This window comes from Glaciimonas sp. GG7, assembly GCF_052976905.1.
On record NZ_JBRIIQ010000016.1, the window covers coordinates 26,453 to 50,551 of the forward strand.

Below are 24,099 nucleotides of genomic sequence, written 5' to 3' on the forward strand. Positions count from 1 at the left end.
CTGCTCTCTTTCTAATTCTATTTTTGCTAGTTTTTGGTTTTTTAAATCTCGTACCCAATTGAACTGCTGTGGTCTAATTTTTCCGGACACCTCAATGGGTGGATAATCCATCAACTGAGGAAATATAAATGTCAAAGCAACATAAGAATTACGACAGCAGCCTGAAGCTGGAAGTCGTGCGGATGATCAAAGAACAAGGCCTGAGTATTCAACATGTCAGCGCCAGTATGAACATAGGCACCACAGCAATTCGTCGTTGGGTAACGCAGTACGGCGCTGAGCAGAACGGCAAGCCGGGGATAGGATTACCGCTGACCTCCGAGCAGCAACGGATACGACAATTAGAAAACGATAATCGCCAACTTCGCCAGGATGTTGATATCTTAAAAAAAGCATCGGCCTTCTTTGCCCGGGAAATGAAATGAGCTATCAACTCATTCGTCAACTGCAAGAGAAGGCCTTCCCGGTAAAACACTGCTGCCGCGTCCTGAGCGTGAGTCGTTCTGGCTATTACGAGGCACAGCATCGTGCTGCTAAACCGGTTTTGTGTAAAACAAGCGTTCACCTGAAGGCTGCTTTTATGGCCAGCCATCAAAGCTATGGCAGTCGTCGGTTGGTCACCGCAATGAGGAATCAAGGCTTTGTGATCGGTCGCTACAAGATACGTAGCCTGATGCGCCGAGCCAGCTTAAAACCCGTTTGGAAACGTAAGTTTATCCACACAACAGACAGCAAACATAACTTGCCAGTAGCCGCTAATATCCTCAACCGGCAGTTCAATCCTGCTGCACCAGACTTGGCGTATGTCACTGATATTACCTACATCCGTACTGGTGCCGGGTGGCTGTATCTGGCCATCGTCCTGGATTTGTTCGCACGCAAAATAGTCGGTTGGGCGATGGCTCCGAGCATGCCAGCAGAACTGGTTTGTGCTGCTCTGAACATGGCGATTGCGCAACGACAACCAGCCTCCGGGCTAATTGTCCATTCCGATCGCGGCAGCCAATATGCCAGCCAGCTCTACCAGGGCCTTCTCGATGAACATGGCTTTGTTTGCAGTATGAGCCGCCGTGCAAACTGCTGGGACAATGCCGTTGCTGAACGCTTCTTCCTCAATCTCAAGATGGAACGCGTCTGGCAACGCCAATATGCCAACCACGCGGAGGCTAGCAAAGACATTACTGCTTACATTGTCGGGTTCTATAACACCGAGCGATTCAATTCAGTATTGGGAAATCTGTCGCCCGTCGCCTACGAGCGAAAAATGGCAGAAAAAAAACCTATTGTTGTGTCCGAAATTACTTGACCACCACAAACCAGAGCTCAATAAGAAACCCGGCACGCGTTTTCATTTGATTCCATTCGATTGCCCTTATTGATCTCACTTTTGAAGGGCTGGCGAGGGAGAGTGTCGGATGATGACTATCTGGATGTTGCCCGGGGCGGTCAAGGATGGGGGGAGACTGCTGTTGAGGTTGATGTAATGCGATATTTTTTCTACCTGTTCTACCATACGCGATTGTCGTTTGTTCTCTGAACACCGCACCGTTGTGCTCTTTGGTTACGCGAGGTGGCCGCCTGGTGCTGCGAGGTGTGCTACCAACGATGGGTAAAGGGGGCGAAGTGGGCTGGGGTACAGGTGTCTGCGGATTTGTTGATGGAGAAGCGGAAAATGAATTTGAACGTCGGCCAGCATTTTGTCTGCTATTAAAAAAAACAGAGGGCGATGCAGATATCGTTGTACCGATGAGAGAAGTCAGCGCCACTAGCGTGACGACGTGCGAAATAGCAGATGAATAATTGCTGGTCGGATGATGAGATGCATAACGATGAAATTTTATTGGGGAGTTCAAACCGCCGATAAAATTCTGGCTGAATGTGGCATGGTCGTTATTTTTTTTTCTCTGATCAGGGCTAGGTTTATGCGGGATTTGGACACGGTGGGGGCAACCATGATGCGATATGAAATGCGATACCCGATTATTCATCGTTACTCCTGAGAGGTAGGATTGTTTTATAAAGCAGTGGGTCTCTTGGGATGGTGGGATTGCTGAAATCGAAAATGCGTTACGCAATTGCGTTCACTAACACCCAAAAGATGACAAGCATATCGAAAAAATATAAGGGCTCGTTATTTATGGGAAATAGCAGTCGGGTTACCAGAGCAGGAATGGGGATGACGAATGAGATGCTGTTCAGTGATCCATGTACCTGTTCGCACTGAGTAGCCTGTCGGGCGTATCGAAGCCAGTGCTGATACGGCGCAGCTTCGATACGCTACTCAGTGCGAACGGTTTTTTTAACTAATACTCTTCAATGCGCCTTTTTCAGGTCACAAAATAGCGGCAGACAACATGCATTCTGCGCCGGTCCTACCCGTGATTAGATACGGACTGCAATGCAACTATTCGATTTTCATCAATTCTGCGTCGTGATGCCAGACCGTGACTGTTGAGTAGTTTCAAACTGACTGCTTTTGGCGCTGCGCCATCGATCATTGCTGCAGCAAGCACCGGTGTGGCGTCCTCGTTGACTTCCCAGAGAGCGATATTGGCCAGAAAGACAGCTAAGCCACGATGGCTGAGCCTTTCTTTTTCCGTCAGCGTTGGTTTGCCAGTATAGATCTCCATCATAACGATCAACAGTTGGGTCGTCGGATCTAGCGGCTTGAGACCATTGGGGCCCAGGAAAAGCACAACTTCTTTAGGCGTATTTGCCAGATACGCTATTTGTTTGTCATAGTCTAGCCAGTGACTTGCGCCATAGATGGTTGAATTTTCTGATATCTGGTTTGCGTTCTGATAGACAATGTGCCACGGTTTTTTGGTTGAAATACGCTGCTTGCAGGTGACCATCAATTGCGCAAAGAGTCCTTGATGACGATGTTGCTCATCTAAAATATCCTCTATATTTTCCAGATATCGGATGCTGTGATCGGGCGCTTCTACGCTGATGGCCCCTAATAATGAAAAATGCGGTGATGGATTCTCCAACACCGGCAACTGCGCGAGCTCCCTGATTGTTACCCCTTGGTTCGGGTTATTGGTAAAAGTCCCACCCATGAATTCAGGGGGAAGGATGTATCGCATTTGCGCGTCAAAAGTTTTGGTAACCCACATCCAGTATTGAAAGTCGCGAATTTGATCCCGAGGGGATAACTGGCGATCTACCGGATCGTAGGCCAGATCCTCAAGGCCGATCTGTTGCAGGATCAGATTGACCGTCAAGCTATTGATGCCGCGTCCATTTTCTTTTTTTAGCAGCATGTTCATCCATTCTTTCAGAAGGATGCGTTTGAGAGAGACGACTGGCAACTCACCGGTCAAGTCGGTTTCTTTTGGGAGATTCACCAGATCGCTATCTTTTGGTATGAATAGGGTATTTTCGCCAGGATCGATACCTGGCGTTGCTCTCGAAGTAATTCTCCACGGACCCAGAACCGACTCCGCCGCATTGACCACAAGGCGAAAGCATGAACTACCGTTATAGCACTCCGCGAAAAACTCCCCTATGTCTAGTTCGCTTGCATCGATAACTTCCTCATCAATGACGAAGGTGTTATTGAATATTCCGGCAGCGCCGTGGTCCGAGTAATCGGTCATTAAATCGAGAATCGGTAATAACCTTTTAACGGCTGGATCATCGTTTAAATAGCGATTGTTTACCTTGAGCGATAGTTGATCGTTGTCTGGCAGGTCAGAGTAAAAGAGATTGGTGCCTTTGACCTCGGCTAACATCCGGTTGAGGAAATCGCTTCTTATCTCAAGATAGTCACTGTCGAAATACGCTCCCCCTTCTTCAAAAACGGTCGTCACCGTGTTTTCATTGACGACCTGTTCCATTTGGGATGGAACGCCCTGGATCATTGTTTCGATATTCTTGAATCCACTTCGTACTAGCAGCCTGGCGCCTGCGTGAGGATCTTCCTGTTGCTGATCATTATCTTGAATGGGGGGCATCTTCCGAGCTCCTGGCCACTTTATTATCCTTATCGCGCGATTGATCATGTCGTTGCCGGATTGTTGGTTTTGGGCGGCGGTCGCTCTGGTTGATCTCGTATTTGAGGGGTTTTGCCGATTAGTCGGCTCTGTTGGCTCCATTGACAGTAAGTTTTCCCATTCTTGAATCGATCCAGGCTGGGGTTGTTCGCCCATGACATCTTTTAAATAATCTCTGATCGATTGCGATACAAACCCCGGTGTACTCCCGTCGATCCGCGGTGTGGGGAGAGTAGATCGTTTGAGCTCTATGGCAAAATCGATCATTTTATAATTGATCGTCGGGCTTGGCTTTGCTTCGGCTATATCGTTTAAAATTCTGATCGCGGCGACGGTACGGTCTCGTAGCGCACCGTATCTGTGCAATAGTTCGACATCCCAAAAACCTAAAGGGTAGTTATTCTTGCGTCGCTCGTGTATCAGTCTCCAGAAATTCTTCTCCCATACCGGATCGACCGGGCCGACATTGTTGTGCGCCGCCATATCCAATGTTACTAATATGGCGAACAACTCGTTTTCGTCTTCAGGGTAGTTCGCCTCAGATAATTTTTTTATGTCAGGGAACAGACTGCGCACTCTCTCGATTGAGGCCATTAGCCCACCGATGGGACGGTCCGGAGATATGCCGGTGATGGTGTGTATTACTTTGAATACCGCTAATCTTTGATGGTCATTGAACCATATCCAACCGGGAATATGATCGAGGGTGTCGAGATTGCGTAAATCATAAAGACACCGTCCGTGATATCCGGATAGCGCCATGCTGCCATTGTTGTAGTAATTGAGCGCGATAAGTACTTGCCGGGCCAGGGGATATGCAGCTTGGTCAGCGCCTAGTACGCGTTTGTAGTCCGCGACACTTTTCGCTATGGTGATTGCTTCTCGGGAGTCCGGATGACGAATGTATGCATCGAGCATTGCCTGACGAATAAAATAACCTGGCTGAGCCAGCGCCATCTCGTCGAAGTTTTTTAAAAAAATATCGGTCTGTTTCGATGAGAATGCTACGATTTCTTTTTGCAATGACTCTGATGGATTCTCGAGCATGGCGGTGATCGTGCTATTAAATAAGGGATTTTTTTGCAGGCCATCGATATATTCTTTCATCCGCACCGGTGTCGTTAGCGCTAATGCCGAGTGCAATGCTTCTGATGGATTTTCGAGTATATCGCCGGTGGCGTCGGTGTCATTTGCGCGCGCTTGCATCCACGGTGTCAGTGCATATAAGTAAATCTTGTCGAGTTTCTCCGGATTGATCGGCCTTGCATATTCTTCCTCGGCCAATCTCAGCGCCTCAGGGAGGCTGAGACTGCCGACCTGATTGATGAGCGCAAGTTTAGTTGCAATATAGTGATATGCAGGTTGGGACATAAGGTCGAACTGCTGCTGTGGCGTCCGGGCGTCATGAAAGGTCGTGATAATCGCATCCTCCCAACTCTGCAGCACAGCCGCGCTTTTTTGGAGGGAAAGGTTTTCTCCCGTCAATTTGGTGGCAAGCGTGACCTGGACTTTTTGCTCTGGGTTGAGTATGTCCCAGGTGAACGTTGGATTTTCTGGTGTTGACGTCACTATATTCGTATCGGTTACTCCTGCGATTGCGGGGGTGGCACCTGCTTCTATTGCCTTTGTCCAATCGACAAACTTGTCTAATTCTTCCTGTGCGAGCGCTGGATTTGTGATTATTTCGGATGCAACTTTGTGTGCTTGCTGCCGAAAGAGGGTTTTATCTTTTATGTAAGGACTCAACCCGATGGCTTCAATCACCACGCCTGTGACGAAACAAGCGACATACTCCTGCGCCTTTTTTGGATCGTGGGTAATCAATGCACTCACGGCATCAGGAAGACTGCCTAGCACACCGCTGCCAGCGACGACCCATGCAGGTAACACGGGATCCATCATCATTAAAAACGCTTTTATGCAATTTTGTATTAGTCCCGCAGCTAATAGTTGCTCTTGTTCCTTGATTGAAAATAGAGAAAGATTGATATCTGATGCAAATTTATTTTGATACTGAGGCCACAGCACATCGCCTGCATTGCCAGGTGGGGAGAATGTGAATTGTGGAGGGACTGTTCTGGGAAGGTACGTATTTTTTGTATGGGGTTCAAATAATAATTCACCGAGGCTGGCGCACGCTTTCAAGGGTAATCCTTCCCTTGTCGCATCCTGATAGAGGGGTATTTGTAGCCAGGACGCAGCAGTGGAGTCGATCGGTGTCGGTGGGAAACGTTGGCGCATGCTGTAGATGGTGCCGAAGGTTCCTTTAATGATGGGCGGGCCTACAAATATGTCGATGACAGGGTAGCCTTTATAGTTGACGCTTCGGACTTGGTTAATCAAGTTTTCTATATTGTTTTCCATTTCCGGGAAACCACTGTACGACGCCATCATAGTGCCGATAACGCTGGCATTAATCTTCTTTTTTGCAGCATCGACCAGCGGTCCTGATTCGAGGCTTTGCGCCATGAGTTCGCGATAAGACTGGTGCATTCCGTCGCCAGTAATTAACTTTTTCATGTCGAGATTAAATTCCGAAGTCCAGGAGATTTCAAACTGATGCATGAGCGCGATGAGCTGGCCTGCTTTTTGTTCCGCTTCTCGCACATTCATCCCGGACGCAATCTGGAGTGGCGTCCAGTTAGTGTGGATAATAATCGGTTGCTCTTGCTTGGGTTTTAGATGGGCGGTGGGGGCGTGCATATGCGCCGTAAGTGGAATCTTGACGCGGAGGGGTTTGAATATTAACTCTCTGGGCAGACCATGCTTTTCGAAGATAACTTCCATATATCGCACGGCATAATCCAGGACAGTTTGCGTCAGAGGATTAAATTTCATGGCACTCACAAAAGCTTTCTGCTCTTGTTTTTTTCGCTCCGCTTTTGCCAATTTTCTATTTTTTACATCTTGTCCCCAGGTCTTCAGATTGTCAGTATGAAACGTGGTTGATTTCTTCATTCCTTTAATATTGCGCTTCACTCTCACAGGGATATCAGGGGGGAGCGTCTGATTATTTCTACCAGGATGTTGCACGATGTGTGATTCGGTGGGATTTTCAACAGGTGGCTTCCATTTGTGAGAGCGGCGTTGATGGATGGGCTGGGATGATTGTCGTGGCCTTGGTGGAGCTGGATGTTTTTTGCCTGTCCTGGATGTGGTTTTTGACGGCGTCACGGTCGGATGTATCGACTGCGCTAAGAATGCAGCGCCCTTGTTTTGTTTGGTTGGCTGGCGCGGTGATACGGCGCTGCGAGGTGCGCGACTGATGATAGGTAAAGGGTGCGAGGTAGAAAAGTGCTTAGGCGTGAAGCGCAAGGGCGAGGGCGAAAGCGATTGTCCACGAGTGTTTTGCCCACTGTCCGAAGAGCCAGAGACCGATGCAGCGACTGACCCAACTGCATAACTCAGCATCAGACCTGTGATCAAGTATGAGATAGCAGGAGAAATATTGCTTGTCTGATGGCAAGGCTCAAAGCGAGAAAACTTTATCGGGGAGCTTCTGCTACACAAAAACTGCTGATTGAATTGGGCACGTTTATTTTCTTTTATTCTCTTATCTGCCTCAGGTTTCTTCGTATGTTGCACTCTGTAGGGATAACCGAAATTGGATATACGGTTCGTCTTCATCTTTTTTTCTTTCTGGTCATGAACAATGGAAGATGCGAGAAATGCGTTCCTCGATCGCGCGAATGAATCGAATCTGCAAATCTGTTGCGAAACCGCAATATTTTATTTTTTTTCGGACGCGTTGTGCTCTACAAGATGGTTTTTTAAAGCGTAGAGTTATCTACATGAGCAATTTTTGAGAATGTATATTTATATACATTATTGAAGGCGTTTGACTTTCCGCTGTATGCCCCCATTCCAGCAAAAAACGACAAGCTTGTCGGAAAAATACAAGCGCCCGTCATTTATGGAAAATAGTTGTTGCCCTCCCGGATCAAGAATAGGGTAACGAAGCAACAAGACGCCGGGTGTTAGTGGCTAATGCTGTTCAGTTAATCTAGTTAACCTTTCGGGCTGAGTAGCCCATCGGGCGCTAACGAAGTCAGCGCTGATGCAGGTGCGCCTTCGATACGCTGCGCTATTCAGTCCGAACGGTTTCTTAACTGAACAGCATTAGGTGTTAGTGGCACTGTTTTAATGACCTCGGAATGCGCACACTCTCTTCAGTTTTCTTTCGTTAAAGCACACCATGAGCCTCAGTACATTTGATCTCTTCAAAATAGGCATCGGCCCCTCCAGCTCGCACACGGTGGGACCGATGATTGCTGCTGCACGTTTTGCAGGCTATTTGCAGGAAGCCGGTTTGCTCGAGACCGTGCATTCGGTGCGCTCCGAGTTATACGGCTCGTTGGGCGCAACCGGAAAAGGACATGGGACGGACAAGGCCGTGTTATTGGGACTGGAGGGCCATTTACCGGACCGGATCGAACCCGACTTTGTCGAACCCCGACTAGCCGGCATCCGACTTTCTAAACAATTGCTACTAGGTGGCACGCACCCCATTGCCTTAAACGAAAAAGAACATTTATTGTTTTTCCGCCGCGAGGCGCTGCCGCAGCATCCGAACGGCATGCGGTTTCTGGCGATGGATGCCAGCGGCAATGTCTTAGCGCAGAAAGAATATTATTCAGTCGGCGGCGGCTTTGTCGTCAGTCAGGAGGGCCAGCGCGTAGGTGTGCAGATCGATGCTGGCGTTGATGCCGCCACGGACGTGCCATATCCGTTTCATTGCGGTGACGATTTATTGCGCATCAGTGCTGCGAGCAGTTTAACCATCGCCCAACTGATGATGGAAAACGAAAAGCATTGGCGCACCACCGAAGAAGTCAGGACCAAGTTGCTCGGGATTTGGGATGTGATGGCCGGTGCGATCAAACGCGGTTGTGCCAGCGATGGTCATTTACCGGGGCCGATGAAGGTCAAGCGGCGTGCACATGAGTTGTCGCAACAATTGCGCAATCGTTCCGAAGAATCGCTCAACGATCCGCTCTCGATGCTCGATTGGGTCAATCTGTATGCGATGGCCGTCAATGAAGAAAACGCAGCCGGTGGCCGCATCGTGACAGCCCCCACCAACGGCGCCGCAGGCGTGATTCCGGCGGTATTGCAGTACTACATCAAGTTTGTCCCGGGCGCTAATCTGGATGGAGTGATGACCTTCTTGCTCACAGCGGCGGCCATCGGCTTGATCTACAAAGAAAACGCCTCGATCTCGGGTGCTGAAGTCGGTTGTCAGGGCGAGGTCGGCGTGGCCTGCTCAATGGCCGCAGGTGCACTGGCATCGGTACAAGGCGGCACGACTGAGCAGATCGAAAACGCAGCCGAAATCGGCATGGAGCACAACCTCGGCATGACCTGCGATCCGGTTGGCGGGCTGGTGCAAATTCCGTGTATTGAACGCAATGCGATGGGCGCGGTGAAGGCGATCAATGCGGCCCGGATGGCGCTGCGCGGTAACGGTAAACACTATGTTTCGCTCGATAAAGTCATCAAGACCATGATGCAAACCGGTGCCGACATGAAGACCAAATACAAAGAAACGTCGCGTGGCGGATTAGCCGTCAACGTGATCGAATGTTGAGGCGGTTTGGTTCGCCAGAATGGTTTGAGATTTAAGTTTATGAAGCACCCTGAGCCCGTTCGAACTGAGTAGGCACAAAGTGCCGTGTCGAAGATGCGCCGACGCATGTATTTACTTCGATACGCCCTCCAGGCTACTCAGTACGAACGGTTATTTTGAATTCTCACACCCCAGATTCTCCACATTCATCAATACCAATGCCGCTCTTGCGGCTCACCTCTATTGCCGGCCCATTTTTAGGAAACCCATGAGCAATTATTCGATCTTCAGCCTCATTCGTAACGGACTTTCGTATCACGAAAACTGGCAGCGGGCCTGGAAAAGCCCGGAGCCAAAAACCGAGTACGACATCGTCATCATCGGTGGCGGCGGACACGGACTGGCCACCGCCTACTATCTGGCCAAAGAACACGGTCTGCGCAATATCGCGGTGATCGAAAAGGGCTGGATTGGTGGCGGTAACACCGCCCGTAATACAACCATCGTGCGCTCCAACTATCTGTGGGACGAGTCGGCCGGGCTGTACGAAAAAGCCATGCAATTATGGGAGGGCTTGTCAGAAGACTTGAACTACAACGTCATGTTTAGTCAGCGCGGCGTGATGAATCTGGCGCATACCCTGCAAGACGTACGGGACACCGAACGTCGCATCAATGCTAACCGCCTCAACGGTGTGGACGCCGAATGGCTGACGCCGGCGCAGGTCAAAGAGATCGTGCCGATCATTAATCTTAATAGCCACTATCCGGTACTGGGTGCATCCTTTCAACGGCGCGGCGGCGTGGCGCGCCATGATGCAGTGGCGTGGGGCTATGCACGTGGCGCAGATGCACGCGGCGTGGACATTTTGCAAAATTGCGGCGTAACAGGTATCCGGCGCGAGAACGGTGCCGTCACCGGGGTGGAGACCGTCAAGGGTTTTATCAAAGCTAAAAAAGTCGCCGTAGTCGCCGCCGGGAGTTCGAGCCTGATTGCCAGCATGGCCGGGATCAGATTGCCACTGGAAAGCCATCCCTTGCAAGCGCTGGTGTCAGAGCCGATCAAGCCGGTCATCGATACCGTCGTCATGTCTAATGCAGTTCACGCGTATTTAAGCCAGTCCGATAAAGGCGATCTGGTCATCGGCGCAGGGGTTGATCAATACACCGGCTACGGCCAGCGTGGCAGTTATCAAACCATCGAAGGAACCTTGCAGGCGATCGTCGAAATGTTCCCGATTCTGAGCCGGGTGCGGATGAATCGGCAATGGGGCGGGATCGTTGATGTGTCGCCCGATGCTTGTCCGATTATCTCCAAGACCGATGTCAAGGGTTTGTACTTTAATTGCGGTTGGGGCACGGGCGGCTTTAAAGCCACGCCGGGGTCCGGTTGGGTGTTTGCGCACACGATTGCGAACGATCACCCGCATCCCTTGAATGCACCGTTTTCACTGAACCGTTTCTATACCGGCCATCTGATCGATGAGCATGGCGCAGCAGCAGTTGCGCACTAACCTAATTCAAAAGACATTCAGGAGAAACACCCATGCTATTAATTACTTGCCCCTGGTGCGGGCCGCGTGCTGAAAGCGAATTTCATTGCGGTGGCGAGGCCGATATCGCCCGTCCGTTGGAGACTGAAAAACTGAGCGACGAAGAGTGGGGCGATTACCTCTTCATGCGCAAAAATCCGCGTGGCGTCCATCGCGAACAATGGATACATAACCAAGGATGTCGCCGCTGGTTTATGGCTGTGCGCGATACGGTCAGCTATGAATTTCTGGGCTATAGCAAGTTTGGCGAAGCCGTGAAAAAGCCGACTGAAAACGGGAGTCCAGCATGAGCAATACCAAGCAAAGTCATCGGCTGGCAGAAGGTGGTCGCATTGATCGCCATACACCGTTGACGTTTTCCTTCAACGGTAAATCCTATCAAGGCTTTCAAGGCGATACGCTGGCCTCGGCATTGCTAGCCAATGGTGTCCATTTCGTTGCCCGTAGCTGGAAATACCATCGCCCGCGCGGCATCGTCACCGCCGGTGTGGAAGAGCCGAATGCATTGGTGCAACTGGAAACCGGTGCGTATACCGTGCCGAACGCACGGGCTACCGAACTTGAGCTGTACCAAAACCTGATCGCCACTTCCGTCAACGCCAAGCCGAGTATCGAAAACGACCATCTGGCCGTGAATCAACTGATTGCACGTTTTATTCCGGCAGGGTTTTATTACAAGACGTTCAAATGGCCGCGTACCTGGTGGATGAAATACGAAAAAGTCATCCGCGAGGCCGCCGGTTTAGGTAAAGCGCCGACCGAGCTTGATCCTGATCGTTACGAAAAAACCTACGCCCATTGCGATGTCTTAATCGCCGGTGGTGGTCCTGCCGGATTGGCCGCTGCGTGGGTCGCTGGCAAGTCTGGCGCACGCGTGATACTGGTCGATGATCAGGCGGAACCGGGCGGCAGTTTGCTATCCGGTCCGGCGGTGATAGACGGACAACCTGCAACAGCGTGGGCGGCGCATATCGCTGCAGAGTTGCGCAATATGCCGGAGGTCACGCTCCTCACGCGCAGTACCGTGTTTGGCTATCAGGACCACAATTTACTCACCGTTGCCGAACGCCTGACCGAGCATTTACCGTTAGCCTCACGCACAAAAGTGCGCGAGCGTCTGTGGAAAGTGCGCGCTAAACACGTGATTCTCGCCACCGGTGCACACGAGCGTCCGATTGTCTTTGGTAATAACGATTTGCCGGGCATCATGCTGGCCTCCGCCATCTCGACTTATATCCACAAGTTTGGCGTGCTGCCAGGTCGCAATGCGGTGATCTTTACCAATAACGACGATGGTTATCAGGCTGCACTGGATTTGAAAACGGGCGGTGCGCAAGTCATCATCATCGACCCACGCGCAGCGGGCACCAGCAGCTTGCCAGCCTTGGCTAAACGGCAGGGCATCACCATCGTCAATAACGCGGTGGTGGTGGCGGCCAAAGGTGGTCGCCATGTCAATGCGGTCGAAGTAAGCAGCCACGTCAATGGCGTGCCGGGGCAGGCGATAAATACGTTCTCTTGCGATCTGGTCGGGATGTCGGGCGGCTGGAATCCGGTCTTGCATTTGTTTGCCCAATCCGGCGGCAAAGCGCAATGGGATAACGAGAAAGCCTGTTTTGTGCCCGGTTCAGCGATGCAACAAGAAACCAGCGTCGGCGCTGCCAATGGCGATTTCCGACTCGGCGGCGCGTTGCGGGACGGCGCACTGGCGGCGCAACAGGCGGTCAACGCGCTGGGTTTTAAAACCGAGCCAGCGCCTGTGTGGAAAGTTGCCGATATCGCTGAAGCGGCGATTCTGCCGTTGTGGCTGGTAGGTGACCGTAAAAAGGTGGCACGCGGTCCTAAGCAATTTGTCGATTATCAAAACGATGTTTCAGCCGCCGATATTTATCTGGCAGCGCGTGAGGGCTATCACTCGGTCGAGCACGTCAAGCGCTACACCGCGCTTGGCTTTGGCACCGATCAGGGCAAGCTGGGCAATATCAACGGCATGGCGATTCTGGCCGAAGTATTGGGCAAGACGATCCCGGAAACCGGTACGACGACTTTCCGTCCGAACTACACGCCGGTGACATTTGGCACGATTGCCGGACGTGAGTTGGGCGACTTCCTCACCCCGATCCGCAAGACCTGTATCCACGAATGGCACGAAGAGCAGGGCGCGCTGTTTGAAGATGTCGGCAACTGGAAACGCCCCTGGTATTACCCGAACGGTAGCGAAGACTTGCACGCTGCTGTGGCGCGGGAATGTTTATCGGCGCGCAATAGCGTCGGCATTCTGGACGCCTCAACGCTGGGCAAAATCGACGTCCAGGGCCCGGACGCGGTGACCTTGCTCAATTGGATGTATACCAATCCGTGGAACAAGCTCGAAGTCGGCAAATGTCGTTACGGCTTGATGCTCGATGAAAACGGCATGGTCTTTGACGATGGCGTCACCGCCCGACTGAGCGAGCATCACTTTTTGATGAGCACTACTACCGGTGGCGCGGCCCGTGTACTTGATTGGATGGAGCGCTGGTTGCAAACCGAATGGCCGAATCTGAAGGTCAATCTGACCTCGGTGACCGACCATTTCGCCACCTTTGCTGTGGTCGGACCCAAGGCGCGGCAGGTCTTGCAAAAGGTCTGCAAAGATATTGACTTTGCGAATGCGGCGTTTCCGTTTATGTCTTACCGCGAAGGCACGATTGATGATGTGTTTACGCGCATCATGCGGATCAGTTTTTCGGGCGAGCTGTCGTACGAAGTCAACGTTCCGGCCAATATGGGGCGGGCGGTCTGGGACGCGATTATGGCCGCTGGGAAAGAGTTCGATATCACGCCGTACGGCACTGAAACCATGCACGTCTTGCGGGCCGAAAAAGGCTACATCATCGTCGGGCAAGATACCGATGGATCGGTGACGCCCTATGATTTGGGGATGGGCGGTTTGTGTGCAAAGACCAAAGATTTCCTCGGCAAGCGTTCATTGACGCGCTCCGATACCGCCAAGGAAGGGCGCAAGCAGCTAGTGGGTTTGCTGACCGACGATCCGGCTTTTGTCTTGCCGGAAGGCGCGCAGATTGTGGCGGCACCGCCTGAAGCTAACGCGCCGCTTGGCAAGATGATCGGTCACGTTACTTCCAGCTATTTCAGCCCGATTTTGCAGCGCTCGATTGCGTTTGCGCTGGTCAAAGGCGGGCTGGGCAAGATGGGTGAGAGCGTGACGATTCCGAGTGCGTCCGGCGGTTTTGTGAACGCAAAAATTAATAGTCTGGTTTTTTACGATGTCGAAGGAGTTCGTCAACATGTTGAATGATGCTAAGGTTTTTACCTCGCCCTCCACAGCGACCAATGTGATAGACGGACTGCCTATGGCGTCTCCGCTGGCCAGCCTTGCCAGTGTGATGGGGCTGCTGTCAGCAGGCGCAATTGCAGCCTTTAGCGTGCACGAACAGCCTTTTCTGGAGCTGATCAACGTCAAGGGCGAAGCCGACTCGGACGTATTTTTGGCGGCAATTAAAAGCGCCACCGGTGCAGCATTACCGACTACGCCCAATACTGTCTCGGAAAGCGATGATTACGTTATTTACTGGCTCGCCCCCAACGAATGGCTGATCCAATCGCAGCAGCCGCGCGTGCCGGTCGTGGACGCCATGCTGGATAAATTGCTGGCCGGGCAGTTCGCCTCGGTGGTTGATGTCAGCAGCGGCAATACCACACTGCTGATGCGCGGCGAAAAAGTGCGCGCTGTGTTGCAGAAAGGCTGCCCGCTGGATTTTCATTCTAAGATTTTTACGCCGGGACAATGCGCGCAGAGTCATTATTTCAAAGCAGGCGTGTTACTGCGACCATTGGCGAACGGCGATGTGGTGGTCATCATTCGTCGCAGTTTCGCCGATTATTTCGGTCGTATCCTGGCCGATGCGGTTGAGGAATATCGGTGATGAAGAGCGAACATATGAGTAGCAGCGCTGGGAACAGCGGTGGCGTGCGCTGGCAAATATTTATCGATGGCTTGAAATTGATGACGTTTGTGGGCTTGCATGCGCATGAACATTTGCAGCAGCAGGCAGTTGAGCTTGATATCGAAATGTCTTACCGATCCGGAAAATTGGGTGGCGATCATGTCGAGGATGCTGACGCGATGATTGATTACGATAAATATTGCACCTTGCTGTCGACTTTTATGGCGCAAAAGCCGCATACTCGCTTGCTGGAAACGCTGGCCTTTGAAGTCGCTAACTTATCCTTTCGCGACTATCCGATGCTCGAAGAAATCCGAATCGCGATTCACAAACCGAAGATTCGGGAGAATGCTGCCCGGCTAGGTGTGTCGGCTTGCTGGACGCGTTGGAGTTATGAGACGTTGTTGTTGCAGCAGCCGTTGGAGGTTGCCATTAGTGCATGAAATAAAGGGGGGAATTGACGTCTGCTCTTCAAACGGAAACGTCATATTTTGTTAAGATGCAGCATGTCCGCAAGGCATGCTTTTTTAAATATTTTTACAAAATACAAAAGGCCTGCAAATTTGCGGGCCTTTTTGTTTGTGATGAACCGATTACTTGCTGCATGGCACTTAACCTACTTAGACACCCTGGAGACGCATGATGACCAAAGACAGTATTTTGTCCCCCGCCGAGCAGGCATTGCGCGAAGCCGCGCTGGAATATCACCGCAGCCCGACCCGCGGCAAGATCAAAGTGGTACCGACCAAGCCGTTGTCGAACCAGCGTGATTTGTCGCTGGCGTATTCGCCCGGGGTGGCTTACGCCTGTCTGGCCATTGAAGAGAATCCGGATCTGGCGGTGGACTTTACGTCGCGGGCCAATCTGGTGGGGGTCATTACCAACGGCACGGCAGTGCTGGGGCTGGGCGATATCGGCCCGCTGGCGAGTAAGCCGGTGATGGAGGGTAAGGGCTGCTTGTTCCAGACTTTTGCTGGTATTGACGTGTTTGATATCGAGCTGGCAGAACGCGATCCCGACAAGTTGGTAGACATGATCGCGGCGTTGGAGCCGACGCTGGGTGGGATCAATCTGGAAGATATCAAAGCGCCGGAATGTTTCTATATTGAGAAAAAACTCCGTGAGCGGATGAATATTCCGGTCTTTCATGACGATCAGCATGGCACGGCGATTATTTCCGCTGCGGCATTGTTGAACGGTCTGGAACTGGTGAAGAAGGCGATTGGCGATATCAAGTTAGTGGCGTCCGGTGCTGGTGCGGCGGCTATTGCTTGTCTGGACTTGATGGTCGAGCTTGGTGTTAAGCGTGAAAATATGTTTGTCTGCGATTCACGTGGCGTGATTCACGATGGTCGGGAAGACAAGCTCGATGAATCCAAGCAACGTTATATCCAGAAAACCGATGCCCGTACTTTGGCAGATGCGATTAAAAACGCCGACGTGTTTCTCGGATGTTCAGCCGCTGGTGTGTTGACGGCGGAGATGGTCAAGACGATGGGAACCCAGCCGATCATTTTGGCGCTGGCTAATCCTGAACCGGAAATTCGCCCGGAACTGGCCTTGGCGGCGCGTCCGGATTGCATCATCGCAACAGGCCGTTCGGACTATCCGAATCAGGTGAACAACGTGCTGTGCTTCCCATATATTTTCCGTGGCGCGCTCGATTGCGGCGCAACCCGGATTACTGAGGCGATGAAAATTGCCTGCGTGCGCGAGATTGCGGACTTGGCCAAGGCCGAAATCAGCGAAGAAGTCGCCAGCGCCTACGCCGGTCAGGAATTGCGTTTCGGTCCTGAATATATTATTCCCAAGCCTTTTGATTCGCGTCTGATTTTGCGTATCGCGCCAGCGGTGGCACGCGCGGCGGAAGAGTCTGGCGTGGCGGCGCGACCAATCAAGGATATGGCGGCGTATCGCCAATCGTTGACACGTTTTGTCAGCCATACCGGGATGTTTATGCGGCCCGTGTTTGAGGCTGCGCGCTCGGACCCGCAACGGATAGTCTTTGCCGAAGGTGAGGATGAGCGGGTCTTGCGCGCGGTACAAATTGCGCTGGAAGAGAAACTGGTCAAGCCGATTTTGATCGGTCGTCCTGCTGTGATTGAGGCACGGATTGAACGTGCGGGCTTGCGTTTGAAGGCCGGGCAGGATTTTGAAATGGTTAATCCTGAAGACGATACGCGCTTTCGCCAGTATTGGGAGGCGTATCACGAGATCAAGGCGCGCGATGGTGTCACGCCCGAAATGGCGAAGTCGTTGCTGCGTCGGTCCAATACCATCATTGCGGCGATGCTGGTGAAGTTGGGTGACGCTGACGGCATGCTGTGCGGTCTGGTGGGACGTTTCGACGGCCATCTTGAACATGTCCGTGATGTCATCGGTTTGCGCGAGGGGGCACAGGGCTTTGCCACGGTGAACGGGCTGGTGCTGGATCAACACACGCTGTTTATTGCCGACACGTTTGTCAATGATGATCCGACGGCAGAGCAGTTGGCTGATATTGCGGCGATGGCGGTGGAAGAAGTACGTCGTTTTGGCGTGCCGCCTAAGGTCGCTTTCCTGTCGCATTCCATGTTTGGTTCCAGCACGCGTCCATCGGCTAAAAAGATGCGCGCCGCCAATGAACTGTTTGCCAAGCGTATGCCAGACGTAGAGTCGGATGGCGAAATGCACGGCGATGCAGCGTTGAGTGCGGATATCCGGGCGCAATTTTTGCCAAAATCGACATTGACCGGTAACGCCAATGTGCTGATGATGCCGAATCTGGATTCGGCCAATATTCTCTTCAATGTCTTGAAGATGACCGGTGGTCAGGGCGTGACGGTGGGTCCGGTGTTATTGGGCGCAGCGGCTGCCGTGCATATTCTGACGCCATCGGCGACGGTGCGGCGGGTGGTGAATATGACGGCGTTGGTGGTGGCGAATGCTATTTCTAAGAAGCAGGGCGGTTGATTTAGCGATTGCGTAAATGAAAAATGACCTCTGTCAGGATGATCCGATGGAGGTCATTTTTATTTGGGGATAACTTTTATGCGCTTATTCTGTATGCCCAACCCAGAGATGTTCAAAGTCGAAAGACAATTGTCGATGATGCTTGATCGACAATAAATGGATGACGTCATTCGACTTCACATAAAGCACTACATAGTCCCTAAACAGGTATTCCATTAAGGCGTCGTTGTGTAACTTTACCTTTAGCTGCGCAAGGGCATTGGTCACTTCGACAGACCTGACAGCGTGTTCCAGAAATGGTCGCCCCATGTCAGGGAATCGTTCAAGGTTCGGGATGAGGGTGTCGAGCAATGCATCAAGCAGTGTGTCATATGCATGACGTGCGTCGGCTTCAGTAAGAAAGGCTTCAATGCTTTCGAGGTTGCGTTCAAAGTTGGCGGTAAGCTTTATGCTGGTTTTCCTGATCACGCGAAGTCCTCAGTGTCAGGATTGCGCGTTACGGCGGTTTTTCAACCGCTGAATAGTGTCGTGTGCATCTTTCACGCGACCAGCTGCAATGTCATCGAGCCCTTTGCCAGCTTCGTCTATCAGCAGCAGATGGATGTGTTCACGCTCTAATCGGTGGTAGTAATCGAGGCGCTGGGCGTCGATAAGCGCAACGTAGCTCTCCCCATTTTTGGTAATAATTTTCTCGGCACCAGCCTTGACTTGCTCGACCAGTTCGGAAAGGTTGGCTCGCGCCTGTGAAAAAGGGATCACGTCGCTTGTAGAAATTCCCATTACTATTTCCTTAGTGCTGATAAGTGTGCAAAACTTTGTACAGTATAAGGGATGAGATGCCAATGGAAATTATTTTTAATAAGCCTCAAAATACACTTCACAGGCCCTAACACGCTGAATCAATTTCTCAAGTTGTAACAATCAATCATCAGGAGTTTTACATGCAAATTAAAGATAAATGTTTTTTGATCAGCGGCGGCGGTTCAGGCTTAGGCGCTGCAACGGCACGGATGATTGTGGCAGAGGGCGGTCAGGTTGTTCTGGCCGATCTGAATCAGGCAGCAGGAACTGCGCTGGCAGCAGAACTGGGTGAGCGCGCGCATTTTGTGGTCACCGATGTCAGCAATGAAGCCAGCGCACAGGCGGCGGTGAATGCTTGTGTGTCTGTGTTTGGCGGTTTGCATGGCCTGATCAATTGCGCCGGTGTTGCGCCAGCCAAAAAAGTGCTGGGTAAAGAGGGCGTGCACGGCTTTGATGATTTTGCCCGTGTGATCCAGATTAACCTGATCGGTACGTTTAATATGCTGCGTCTGGCAGCAGAGGCCATCAGCAAGACCGAGCCGAATGCCGATGGCGAGCGTGGGGTCATCATTAACACCGCTTCCGTGGCAGCGTTTGATGGGCAGATCGGACAAGCTGCATATGCGTCTTCCAAGGGCGGTGTGGTGGCGCTGACGTTGCCTGTTGCGCGTGAGTTGGCGCGCTTTGGGATTCGGGTGATGACGATTGCGCCGGGGATTATGGAAACGCCGATGCTGCTGGGGATGCCGACTGAAGTTCAGGATGCGCTAGGCAAAACCGTGCCGTTTCCGGCGCGTATGGGCAAGCCGGCAGAGTTTGCCGGGCTGGTAAAGACTATCGTCGAAAACGCTTATCTGAATGGAGAAGTGATCCGTCTGGATGGCGGGATTCGGATGACGGCTAAGTAATAACGACATAGCGAACGACATAGCGAACGACATAGTGGTGGTCGGGTAAGAGGGGGAGCGTCAAAGTGACGCTCCCCTTTTGCGTTCGATATTCTTCATTGCGCCCGGCCGTCGATGATGGTCTGCATTGCATCCGCATCGCCCGGCTTAGCGCTACTGACTTCAATCGCTGAGCGCAGGCGCGGTAATGCTTGCGGATAGTGGGCGGCGATGAAGGCGATCATTTCTTCCCGAATGTTGCAGCGTAGATCGAAGGCGATGCCGGAGTCTTGCGCGCTCACCAGTAGCCGAAGTTGCATGGCGCGGTCAGTTGAGTCGGTGACGTGCAAGACGCAGACGCGGCCATCCCATAGCTTTGATGTTTTACAGATACGTTCGAACTCTGCCCGCAGCGCTGCTACCGGTACAGCAAAATCGAGCCACAGAAATACTGTGCCCAGAATGGTGGAGGATTTATGGGTCCAGTTTTCAAACGGATTTTCAATAAACCATTGCAGCGGCACGATCATTCTGCGTTCGTCCCAGATACGCACGACGACAAAGGTGCCGGTAATTTCTTCTACTCGCCCCCATTCACCTTTGACGATCAGAACGTCATCGATGCGTATCGGTTGAGAAAAGGCAATCTGTAGACCGGCGATGAAGTTACCCAGCACCGGGCGTGCGGCGATACCGGCGACCAAGCCCGCCACGCCAGCGGAGGCGAGCAAGCTTGCGCCAAATTGTCTGGCACCGGGTAAGGTCAGCAGCACAAAGCCTAGCCCGATGATGGCGATGATGATATTGGCGCTGCGTGCCAGCACCCGGGTTTGGGTGAGCACCCGGCGCGCTTTGAGATTGTCGATTGTGTCGGCGGGGTGGCGGTTGATGACGGTGACGCTGACCGTTTTTATGCCGCGCATGGCGAGCCAGGTCAGGGCCAGAATCAGGGCCACAGAGGTCAGATAGGATAGCGGCACTAACCGCGGCGTGTCTTCCGACGCACCTGTGAGCACCAGCCGTATCGCAAACAGCAGCATGCACATCTGACTGGCGCGAAATGCAATAAAGCTGGCATTGGTGAGCAATGGATGTTCACGGGAGAGTCGCCGCAATAGCAAAATCCCCACCCGGTGCAGGATGATCGCAATCAGACAGGCGATGAGTGCCGTGGCCAGGACGAGCAGACCTGAGCGTAGCGGTCCTTCGTGTAACTCAGACAAAAAATTCAAATCCATCGATGGATACTCCTTTGTTGATTGAGGATACAGGAAGGGTGGCTATTGCATGAACGTGGCATCGGTCACGGATTGTTGGGATTAAAAAAGCCGACTCACTGAGTCGGCTTTTTGGTACTAAAACGATGTTTGCAGCAAACTTTATTTAATTAAGCAAAGTTTTTCGCAGCAAAGTCCCAGTTCGCCAATGCCAGGAACGCTTCCAGGTATTTAGGGCGGGCATTGCGGTAGTCGATGTAATACGCGTGTTCCCACACGTCAACAGTGATCAGTGGTGTTACGTCCGTTGTCAGTGGTGTTGCGGCGTTGGATGTCGATACCAGGTCCAGCGTGCCGTCCGTCTTTTTGACCAACCATGCCCAGCCTGAACCGAAAGTGCCAACGGCGCATTTGGTGAGTTCAACTTTGAAATTGTCGAACGAACCCCATTTTGCGTCGATCGCCGCAGCCAATGCGCCGGTAGGTACGCCACCGCCATCTGGTGACAGGCTGTTCCAGTAAAACGTGTGGTTCCAGACTTGCGCTGCGTTGTTGAAGACGCCGCCGGAGGATTTCTTGACGATGTCTTCGAGGGACGCGTTTTCGAATTCTGTGCCTGGAATCAGGTTGTTGAGATTGGTTATGTAAGTCTGGTGATGTTTGCCGTAGTGAAATTCCAGTGTTTCTTTGGAGATATGTGGGGCCAATGCATCAATTGCGTACGGGAGAGCGGGAAGGGTGTGCGTCATGGTGTGTGCTTTCTAAGTTTTATTGATACTGCATGGTTTGAATAGATGACATTCAAGCCCGTTATTGTAAGGCGCTTATCTATTCCATGCTGCAAACGAATGCAATCAGGTGAGATTCTCCGGGTTAGCTGCGCGACTAATCAAGGGTGGGTTGCACGCTCTCAATACCGACTTGCGCGCTGCCTTGCGCCAGTTGAATGGTGATGTGTTGGCGTGGCTGGAGTTCCTTGGGGGCGCGTAAAACGCTGCCTTTTGCATTGGTGACGATGGCGTAGCCGCGTTCTAGCGTACGTTGCGGATTGAGCATCTCGAGCTGGGCATTGAGGGCGTGAAGCGCTGCGCGGCCTTGTTTGCTTTGTTGCGTGAGCGCACTGGCGAGGCGACGCGCTTGTTCGGCTATCAGGCTGCGCGCGCGGCGGGTGTCGGGCAATTGTGCTGAGAGGCGTGTTTGCAAATGTAGCAAGGCATACCGCGATTGTGCGGCCGGTATCGTGGTGGCGTGCATCAAGCGGGTTTGCAGGCTGGCTAATTTCAGGCGCTCATGGTTGATGGTCGTGGCGGGGCTGACAAGGCGACGGGTGTGCCAGTCGAGCATCTGGCTGGCTTCACCGAATTGCCGCCGTACTGCGCGGGTCATGTCGATGGCATGACTTTCAATGGCAGAGAGCCAGTCGTGGCGGGGAATGGCAGCCAGTTCGGCGGCGGCGGTCGGGGTTGCAGCCCGGACATCGGCGGTGAAGTCGGCAATCGTGATATCGGTTTCATGGCCGACGCCGGAAATCACCGGCATGCCAGCGGCTGCGATGGCGCGGGCGACGCCTTCCTCATTAAATGACCATAAATCTTCGATACTGCCGCCGCCGCGACAGACCAGCAAGACGTCGCATTCGGCGCGGGCTGAGGCGGTATTAATGGCGCGGGCGATTTTTTCTGCTGCGCCTTCGCCTTGTACTGGCGTCGGGTAGATCACTACGCGTACGTGCGGGGCACGGCGTCTGAGTGCGGTCAGGATGTCGCGCAACGCTGCGGCTTGCAGGCTTGTTACGACGCCGATGCAGGTGACGAAGCGGGGAATAGGGCGCTTGCGGGCAGGGTCGAACAGGCCCTCAGCCGTGAGTTTTTCTTTCAGTCGCAAAAAGGCTTCGTACAAATTGCCTGCACCCGCGCGGCGGATCGCTTCGACGCTTAATTGGTAATCGCCACGTGGTGCGTAGAGCGTCACCAGAGCGCGTACTTCGACCTTATCGCCTTCGCGCGGAATAAATCCGGCGTTTTGAGCGCGGCTCTTGAACATGACCGAGCGTACTTGGGCGGCGTCGTCTTTGAGCGTGAAGTACCAGTGACCGGAGGCGGCACGGGTGAAGTTGGAGATTTCGCCCGAAACCCAGGTAAGCGGAAAACTGCGCTCCAGCATGCGCGCAACAGCCTGATTCAGCGCGGAGACGGAGAGTACTGGTGCTGTGCCGGTGCGGTTATCGGCGGAAGGGGCGACATTGAGCGGGGACATCAGGACTTTCGGTGAGTGCTATTGATAGAAGCAGTTGAGACTATCTTTGAGTGCCGTATTGTAAATCTTAATCAGACGAAAGCTGATTTCTGGTTGCGCGTCGCGCTGTTCGCCTTTTGGTCAGATAATTGCTCCACCGCTGCACAGTAGGTGAAATACTATTTGAATCAATGGCTTAGCCAACTTCCAGCTAATTTACCCACAAAGTTATCCACATAAACTGTGGAAAAGTCTTAGACGGAATAATGCATGGCGTTGATTCCGCACAATGCGCATGATTGGCGTTTTAACGCGTTTTGCGTCAGTACTACCCACAGACAGGAAAGTCTTTTAAATCAAGTGCTTAATCCTATTTCAGTATCCTTGTACACAAACTTACCCACAATTTCTGTGGATAAGTTCTGGCGGGGTTAAGGGTTAAATCAGAGTTAAGATGAAATGTGGAGATCGACCGTTTTAGTGTGGATTCCTTCCGTATTTGTAGCTTCACTGTACACACTATGAAAAGGCTATCGAATCAACGACTTAGTACAGTTCCAGTAATGATGTACACAAAGTTATCCACAAAATCTGTGGATAACTAAACTGGATTGAAAAGCTTCTGATAGGTAGGATATTTCATAGGAGAGAATACCTAGAGCATGGTCTTTGTAGTAAGTGAGTACAGTTAATTTCGTGGATTGAGCGCGATCTGAACAGTGGAATATAAGTGAACAAAATCAATGTGTTAGGTCTTCGCGGGAGGAGTTATTCACAAAGTTGTCCACACAAACTGTGGAGAACTTTGATTGTCTGGTGGATTGTTTTGTGAACAAATAGCAATATTCTGCGCATTTTTGATGCAGGGATAAAAATGACTTAAAAATCAATGCCTTAGCATTCCGATAGAGGAGTTATCCACAATCTTATTCACAAAAAAT

At 52.0% G+C, this 24,099-nt stretch carries 16 protein-coding genes; 9 read left to right on the forward strand and 7 right to left on the reverse strand.

The window, feature by feature from the left end; genetic code table 11:
* Positions 1-128: 128 nt before the first annotated feature.
* A protein-coding gene (locus tag ACVBEF_RS06120; protein WP_447122149.1) for an IS3 family transposase occupies positions 129-1,306 on the forward strand; the annotation gives its coding sequence in 2 pieces (ribosomal slippage) (positions 129-396 and positions 396-1,306; 1,179 coding nt in all).
* Here ACVBEF_RS06120 and ACVBEF_RS06125 read toward each other — a convergent pair.
* Both ACVBEF_RS06125 and ACVBEF_RS06130 read right to left on the reverse strand, forming a co-directional pair.
* Positions 1,299-1,988, reverse strand: a complete 690-nt coding sequence (locus tag ACVBEF_RS06125) for a hypothetical protein (RefSeq protein ID WP_447123048.1) — start codon at positions 1,986-1,988, stop codon at positions 1,299-1,301. The genes ACVBEF_RS06120 and ACVBEF_RS06125 overlap by 8 nt on opposite strands.
* 384 nt (positions 1,989-2,372) lie before the next feature.
* Positions 2,373-7,625, reverse strand: coding sequence for a hypothetical protein (locus ACVBEF_RS06130; RefSeq protein WP_447123049.1), 5,253 nt, complete (start codon positions 7,623-7,625; stop codon positions 2,373-2,375).
* Positions 7,626-8,193: 568 nt separating this feature from the next.
* Here ACVBEF_RS06130 and ACVBEF_RS06135 point away from each other — a divergent pair.
* The 7 genes from ACVBEF_RS06135 (at position 8,194) to ACVBEF_RS06165 (ending at position 18,018) form a co-directional block, all read left to right on the forward strand.
* The gene (locus tag ACVBEF_RS06135; RefSeq protein ID WP_447123050.1) at positions 8,194-9,585 is read left to right on the forward strand and encodes an L-serine ammonia-lyase; all 1,392 of its coding nucleotides are present in this window, start codon (positions 8,194-8,196) and stop codon (positions 9,583-9,585) included.
* Between the two features lie 247 nt (positions 9,586-9,832).
* Positions 9,833-11,077, forward strand: a complete 1,245-nt coding sequence (locus ACVBEF_RS06140) for a sarcosine oxidase subunit beta family protein (RefSeq protein WP_447123051.1) — start codon at positions 9,833-9,835, stop codon at positions 11,075-11,077.
* A 32-nt stretch (positions 11,078-11,109) separates the two neighbouring features.
* Complete coding sequence (locus tag ACVBEF_RS06145) at positions 11,110-11,406, forward strand: sarcosine oxidase subunit delta (RefSeq protein WP_447123052.1); 297 nt, start codon at positions 11,110-11,112, stop codon at positions 11,404-11,406.
* On the forward strand, positions 11,403-14,417 hold the full coding sequence (locus ACVBEF_RS06150) for a sarcosine oxidase subunit alpha family protein (protein ID WP_447123053.1): 3,015 nt from the start codon (positions 11,403-11,405) through the stop codon (positions 14,415-14,417). Before ACVBEF_RS06145 ends, ACVBEF_RS06150 begins: the two co-directional genes overlap by 4 nt.
* Positions 14,407-15,045: a sarcosine oxidase subunit gamma gene (locus ACVBEF_RS06155; RefSeq protein ID WP_447123054.1), complete on the forward strand. Its 639-nt coding sequence runs from the start codon at positions 14,407-14,409 to the stop codon at positions 15,043-15,045. The genes ACVBEF_RS06150 and ACVBEF_RS06155 overlap by 11 nt, the downstream gene beginning before the upstream one ends.
* A complete protein-coding gene (locus ACVBEF_RS06160; protein WP_447123055.1) occupies positions 15,045-15,509 on the forward strand; it encodes a dihydroneopterin aldolase in 465 nt (154 codons plus the stop codon). The genes ACVBEF_RS06155 and ACVBEF_RS06160 overlap by 1 nt, the downstream gene beginning before the upstream one ends.
* Before the next feature lie 199 nt (positions 15,510-15,708).
* The gene (locus ACVBEF_RS06165; protein WP_447123056.1) at positions 15,709-18,018 is read left to right on the forward strand and encodes an NADP-dependent malic enzyme; all 2,310 of its coding nucleotides are present in this window, start codon (positions 15,709-15,711) and stop codon (positions 18,016-18,018) included.
* Positions 18,019-18,102: 84 nt separating this feature from the next.
* Here the strand turns inward: ACVBEF_RS06165 and ACVBEF_RS06170 are convergent, their stop codons facing one another.
* The gene (locus tag ACVBEF_RS06170; RefSeq protein WP_447123057.1) at positions 18,103-18,486 is read right to left on the reverse strand and encodes a type II toxin-antitoxin system RelE/ParE family toxin; all 384 of its coding nucleotides are present in this window, start codon (positions 18,484-18,486) and stop codon (positions 18,103-18,105) included.
* A 15-nt stretch (positions 18,487-18,501) separates the two neighbouring features.
* Positions 18,502-18,798 (reverse strand): type II toxin-antitoxin system Phd/YefM family antitoxin, encoded by a 297-nt coding sequence (locus tag ACVBEF_RS06175; RefSeq protein WP_447123058.1) that lies wholly within the window; start codon positions 18,796-18,798, stop codon positions 18,502-18,504.
* A gap of 161 nt (positions 18,799-18,959) precedes the next feature.
* Between ACVBEF_RS06175 and ACVBEF_RS06180 the strand changes: the two genes are divergently transcribed.
* The gene (locus ACVBEF_RS06180; protein WP_447123059.1) at positions 18,960-19,727 is read left to right on the forward strand and encodes an SDR family NAD(P)-dependent oxidoreductase; all 768 of its coding nucleotides are present in this window, start codon (positions 18,960-18,962) and stop codon (positions 19,725-19,727) included.
* A 95-nt stretch (positions 19,728-19,822) separates the two neighbouring features.
* On the opposite strand, the gene ACVBEF_RS06185 is transcribed toward ACVBEF_RS06180, so the two are convergent.
* The 3 genes from ACVBEF_RS06185 to xseA all read right to left on the reverse strand — a co-directional run bounded on the left by ACVBEF_RS06185 (position 19,823) and on the right by xseA (position 23,179).
* The gene (locus ACVBEF_RS06185) at positions 19,823-20,944 is read right to left on the reverse strand and encodes a mechanosensitive ion channel family protein (RefSeq protein WP_447123060.1); all 1,122 of its coding nucleotides are present in this window, start codon (positions 20,942-20,944) and stop codon (positions 19,823-19,825) included.
* 149 nt (positions 20,945-21,093) lie between these two features.
* A complete protein-coding gene (gene sodB / locus ACVBEF_RS06190) occupies positions 21,094-21,672 on the reverse strand; it encodes a superoxide dismutase [Fe] (RefSeq protein ID WP_447123061.1) in 579 nt (192 codons plus the stop codon).
* Between the two features lie 136 nt (positions 21,673-21,808).
* Positions 21,809-23,179 carry an exodeoxyribonuclease VII large subunit gene (xseA, locus tag ACVBEF_RS06195; RefSeq protein WP_447123062.1) on the reverse strand — a complete coding sequence of 457 codons (1,371 nt, stop codon included), beginning with the start codon at positions 23,177-23,179 and terminating at the stop codon, positions 21,809-21,811.
* Positions 23,180-24,099 lie beyond the last annotated feature (920 nt).